Origin of the sequence: Amphiplicatus metriothermophilus (assembly GCF_900199215.1) — a bacterium.
In the GTDB taxonomy this organism is placed as follows: domain Bacteria; phylum Pseudomonadota; class Alphaproteobacteria; order Caulobacterales; family Parvularculaceae; genus Amphiplicatus; species Amphiplicatus metriothermophilus.
The window spans coordinates 1-4,397 of the sequence record NZ_FZQA01000014.1; the positions used below are offsets into that span (position 1 = coordinate 1).

General features: G+C 67.3%; 8 protein-coding genes. 7 read left to right on the plus strand and 1 reads right to left on the minus strand.

What is annotated here, in order from left to right; translation table 11 throughout:
* The first annotated feature begins 349 nt into the window (after positions 1-349).
* Positions 350-802 carry a DNA polymerase III subunit chi gene (locus CHB64_RS14950; RefSeq protein ID WP_089413432.1) on the plus strand — a complete coding sequence of 151 codons (453 nt, stop codon included), beginning with the start codon at positions 350-352 and terminating at the stop codon, positions 800-802.
* Positions 799-1,161 carry a TraR/DksA family transcriptional regulator gene (locus CHB64_RS14955; RefSeq protein ID WP_089413433.1) on the plus strand — a complete coding sequence of 121 codons (363 nt, stop codon included), beginning with the start codon at positions 799-801 and terminating at the stop codon, positions 1,159-1,161. The genes CHB64_RS14950 and CHB64_RS14955 overlap by 4 nt, the downstream gene beginning before the upstream one ends.
* A 19-nt stretch (positions 1,162-1,180) precedes the next feature.
* On the opposite strand, the gene CHB64_RS14960 is transcribed toward CHB64_RS14955, so the two are convergent.
* The gene (locus tag CHB64_RS14960) at positions 1,181-2,251 is read right to left on the minus strand and encodes a sigma 54-interacting transcriptional regulator (RefSeq protein WP_200815417.1); all 1,071 of its coding nucleotides are present in this window, start codon (positions 2,249-2,251) and stop codon (positions 1,181-1,183) included.
* Positions 2,252-2,448: 197 nt separating this feature from the next.
* On the opposite strand from CHB64_RS14960, the gene CHB64_RS15640 reads away from it, so the two are divergent.
* The 5 genes from CHB64_RS15640 to CHB64_RS15300 all read left to right on the plus strand — a co-directional run bounded on the left by CHB64_RS15640 (position 2,449) and on the right by CHB64_RS15300 (position 4,265).
* On the plus strand, positions 2,449-2,580 hold the full coding sequence (locus tag CHB64_RS15640) for a hypothetical protein (protein WP_260167737.1): 132 nt from the start codon (positions 2,449-2,451) through the stop codon (positions 2,578-2,580).
* 24 nt (positions 2,581-2,604) lie between these two features.
* Positions 2,605-3,279 carry a phage shock protein PspA gene (gene pspA / locus CHB64_RS14965; RefSeq protein WP_089413434.1) on the plus strand — a complete coding sequence of 225 codons (675 nt, stop codon included), beginning with the start codon at positions 2,605-2,607 and terminating at the stop codon, positions 3,277-3,279.
* A gap of 27 nt (positions 3,280-3,306) precedes the next feature.
* On the plus strand, positions 3,307-3,549 hold the full coding sequence (gene pspB / locus CHB64_RS14970; RefSeq protein ID WP_089413435.1) for an envelope stress response membrane protein PspB: 243 nt from the start codon (positions 3,307-3,309) through the stop codon (positions 3,547-3,549).
* Positions 3,542-4,018 (plus strand): envelope stress response membrane protein PspC, encoded by a 477-nt coding sequence (gene pspC, locus CHB64_RS14975; protein ID WP_089413436.1) that lies wholly within the window; start codon positions 3,542-3,544, stop codon positions 4,016-4,018. Before pspB ends, pspC begins: the two co-directional genes overlap by 8 nt.
* A gap of 85 nt (positions 4,019-4,103) precedes the next feature.
* Complete coding sequence (locus CHB64_RS15300; protein WP_159462528.1) at positions 4,104-4,265, plus strand: hypothetical protein; 162 nt, start codon at positions 4,104-4,106, stop codon at positions 4,263-4,265.
* The last annotated feature ends 132 nt before the right edge of the window (positions 4,266-4,397 follow it).

A 4,397-nucleotide genomic window follows, 5' to 3' on the forward strand; every position in this document is an offset into this window, starting at 1 on the left:
TCTTCTGGGCGATATCGTTTTCCCGACATTCTCTATCTCCTTGAATGCAGCCATTTGTTTCCTTGTTCGTGGCTGCGTTCAAAGGGGTCGGGTCATGATGAATGAGGCCGCTTGTCGGGCGCCTTTCCGAACGTACATGTAGAGGAATAGCGGGGTGTCGGCTGCCCAAGCGCGCGGCGCTCGACAGGCGCGGCTCGACGCCAGCGACAGCGATGCCGAAAAGGGGTTCGCATCGGCGACCTTCGCCGGCGCCGCGGCGGCCAGGCGCTTCTCGGCGGCGGTCTCCACGGCGTCGTCGTCGCCCCGTTCGGTTCTTTCCGCCGCGCGTCGAAGAAGATACGCTTGCGTCATGACCGAGGTCCTCTTCTATCACCTTGAGCGCGCGAATCTCGAAGCCGTGCTGCCCGGCCTGCTCGAAAAGACGCTCGAGCGCGGCTGGAAGGCGGCGGTGCGCGCCGGCTCGCGCGCGCGCGTCGAGGCGCTCGACGGACATCTGTGGACCTATCGCGACGATTCCTTCCTGCCGCACGCCGCCGGCGGCGATGCGCCCGAGCGCCAGCCGATCTGGCTGACGGACGGAGAAGACGCGCCCAACGGCGCGGACGTTCTGTTCCTGGTCGACGGCGCGCGGGCCGAGCCGGCGTCGCTGGCGCAATTCGTCCGCTGCGTGTCGATCTTCGACGGGCGCGACGAGGCCGCCGTCGCCGAGGCGCGCGCCTTCTGGAAGGCGGTGCGCGAAGCCGGCCATGACGCGACCTATTGGCGTCAATCCGAGCGGGGGCGCTGGGAGAAGCAGGCGTGACCGGCGCGCGCGGCCATGACGTCCCGCCCGGCGTCGATCCGGAAGCGGCGAAAAAAACCCTTCTCGCGCGCCGGGCCGAGCTCGTCGCTCTGTCCGAGGCCGCCGCCGACTCGCGCAAGGCCGTGGAGCTCGACCAGCAGTCGATCGGCCGCCTGTCGCGCCAGGACGCCCTGCAGCAGCAGGCCATGGCCAAGGCGCAGGACGCGCGCCGCGCCCATGAGATCCGCCGCATCGACGCCGCCCTCAAACGTCTGGCGGAAAATGATTATGGCTGGTGCGTGGAATGCGGCGCGGCCGTCGCGCCCCGCCGGCTCGAAATCGATCCCTGCGCGGAGTTGTGCGTCGCCTGCGCGCGGTGAGGTCGTCGGAGCGGCTCGCTCAGGGACGCCCAGCCCTCGTCCGGGCGCGCGGGCGGGCGAGGCCGTGCTTGCGCACGAGCCCGCGCATCTGGTCGTAGGTGAGGCCGAGATGCGTCGCGGCGAGCCGCTGGTTGCCGCCATGGGCGGCGAGAGCTTCCTCCGTCCACTTTCGTTCTGCTTCGTCGAGACGCTTTCTGAGATCATAAGGCCCCGGTCCTGGCGGCGCCGGCGGCTCTGACGCGGGCGGAGAGGCGGGACGCGGCGGGGCCGCGCGCGCGGCGGCGCTTGCGAGGTCCGGCGGCAGGGCCGCGCCTGCGAAGGGGTCGATGGCGGCCTCGCCGACCGGGCCCGCATTGCCGGCGGCGATCCAGCGATAAAAGGATCGCTCGGCGGCGTTCTTCAGCTCACGGACGTTGCCCGGCCAGTCATGGGCGATAAAGGCCGCCATCGCTTCGGCCGTGAAGCCTTCGTAGGCCGCGCCGATCTCGCTCGCGAGCGCACCGGCGAAGTGCGCGGCGAGAAGGGGAACGTCCTCCTTGCGGGCGCGCAGGGGCGGGGCGAGCACGACGTCGAAGGCGAGCCGGTCGAGCAGGTCGGGGCGGAACCTGCCCGCCTCGGCCTGCGCGCGCAGGTCGATGTTGGAGGCGGCGAGCACCCTTACGTTCGCGATGAGCGTCTCCTCGCCGCCAACCCGCTCGAACTCGCCATATTCGATGACGCGCAGCAGCTTTTCCTGCACCCGCAGGGAAGCCGAGGCGATTTCGTCGAGGAACAGGGTGCCCCCCTCGGCGCGTTCGAACCGGCCGAGATGGCGCGCGCGCGCGCCGGTGAAGGCGCCCGCCTCATGCCCGAACAGCTCGCTGTCGAGAAGCTCGTCCGACAGGGCCGCGCAGTTGACCTTGAGAAACGGCCCGTCCCAGCGCGGGGAGAGAAAGTGGATGCGCGCGGCCAGAAGCTCCTTGCCGGCGCCGCGCTCGCCCACGATGAGCAGCGGCCGGTCCAGCCCCGCCGCCGCCGAAGCGTGCGCCAGGGCGTCGAGAAAGGCCGGCGCCTGGCCGATCAGCTCCGGCGGTTCGGGCCGCAATTTCATAGGCGAAAAATACCTGAAATTTTTGGTATTGTATACCCATAAATAGGTGAAAAACACCTTTAAATGGCCGGCGATCCGCGCCGGCGTAGAAAATTATGCAGTAATAACAATGTGTTGCGAAATCAGCATCAAATTGGCACGCGCTTCGCATTAGAGGCGGTAACCAAACAGCCGAACGTCAACGAAAGGATTCGGAAATGAGCTACGCGCGCTACGAAGACCGCGACCTTTACTGGGACGAACGCCTGCGCCGCGCCTGCCGCGGCCGCGAAGGCTTCGCCTGGGGCGCGTTCTTCATTGGTTTCATCCTCGGCGGAATTATCTTTTAAGGAGGCCCTTCTCGGGAGCTTGCCATGGGCGTTTTTTCCAGACTGACCGACATCATCAACTCCAATCTCAATGCGATGCTCGACAAGGCGGAGGATCCGGAGAAGATCGTTCGCCTGATCATCCAGGAGATGGAGGACACCCTCGTCGAGGTGCGCTCGCGCGCCGCGCGGGCCATCGCCGACAAGAAAGAGATCGAACGCAAGCGCGCCGATTTCGTCGCGCGCGCCCGCGAGTGGGAGTCGAAGGCCGAGCTCGCCGTCGCCAAGGGCCGCGAGGACCTCGCCCGCGGCGCGGTCGCGGCCAAGCGCAAGGCCGAGGAGATGGTCGCCATGCTCGACCGGGAGCTGGAGGCGGTCGCCAAGAGCCTCGACAAGGCCAATGACGACCTCGAAAAGCTCCAGGCCAAGCTGAAGGAGGCGAAAGCCAAGCAGCGCTCGCTCGAAATCCGCCGCAACGCCGCGGCCGACAGCGTGCGGATCAACCGCCAAGTCTATGACGGGCGCATCGACGAGGCGATCGCGCGCTACGAACGCTACGAGCGGCGCATCGACGAGCTGGAGGCCGAGGCCGAAAGCTATGTGATGGGCCGGCCGAAGTCGCTCGAAGAGGAGTTCCGCGAGCTCGAGGCCGAGGACGACATCAACGCCGAGCTCGAGGCCATCAAGAAACGGGTCGCCGAACGTGCGGGCCGTCCGTAAGGACGCGGACAAAGGAAGGGGCGAGTCATGGAAGGGCCGTTCATCGTCGCCGTCGTCGCCATCGTCTTCGTGGCGCTGCCCGCGACCATTATGCACTACGTAACGGAGTGGCGGAAAACCAAGACGTTTTCCGCCGACGACGAGAGACTGATCGACGATCTGTGGAAGACGGCCCAGCGCCTGGAGCGCCGCGTCGACGCTCTGGAGACGATCCTCGACAAGGAAGCGCCGAGCTGGCGGGACGAGTACAGGGAGCGCCCCCATGTCTGACCAGCGCTATCGCCATCGCCATGGCCATCACTGGCGCGATCGTTCCGGCTACGCCTATCACGCCGGCGAGCCGGGGCCGGGCCCGAACCGGCACCGCCTTCGCCGGAATGCGCGGCGCGGCCAGATCGCCGGGGTGTGCGCCGGGCTCGCCGATTATTTCGGCTGGGACGTAAACTGGCTGCGCTTCGGATGGTTTTTCGCCGCGCTGTTCTTTTTCCCGATCCCGGTCATCGCCTATGTGGCGGCGGCGATCATGATCAAGCCGGACCGCGGCGAGCCGCCCCTTTACGACAGTCAGGAGGAGGAACGCTTCTGGCGCACCTTCACCGTCAGGCCGAAAGCGACCTTCTCCGAGCTCAAGCACCGGTTCCGCGCGCTTGAGACCCGCATCGAAGAGATGGAGTACGCGGTCACGTCGTCCGAATACGGTCTGAGAAAGCAGTTCCGCGATCTCGAACGCGGCGCCTGAGCCGCTTCGATCACCGACAGCAACGGCGCCGTTCGCGGCTTTCATGCGAGCCGACAGGAAAGCTGCGCGCCGGAGGGAGAGAGACATGTCCGCGCCGAGCATTCTTCTGAAAGTCGTCCTGTTTGCCGTTCTCGCCGGGCTTTGCCTGTGGCTGCTCGCCGGGGCAGGCCCGCAGCCCGGCGACGGCCTCGCCATGGACAAGGCGGCGCGCGCCGCACGCGGCGCCTGCTGGGTTTCGATCTTCTGACATGGGCCTTTCCGCCGACCGCCAGAGGAATCCGTCGTCAGGCGGTCCGGCTGCGGCGGGGACGGGGGGGCGTCCGTCCGCGGCCGGACCTTTCCCGACGGCGTCGCCAGAGAGCTCACGATGTCAAAGAGC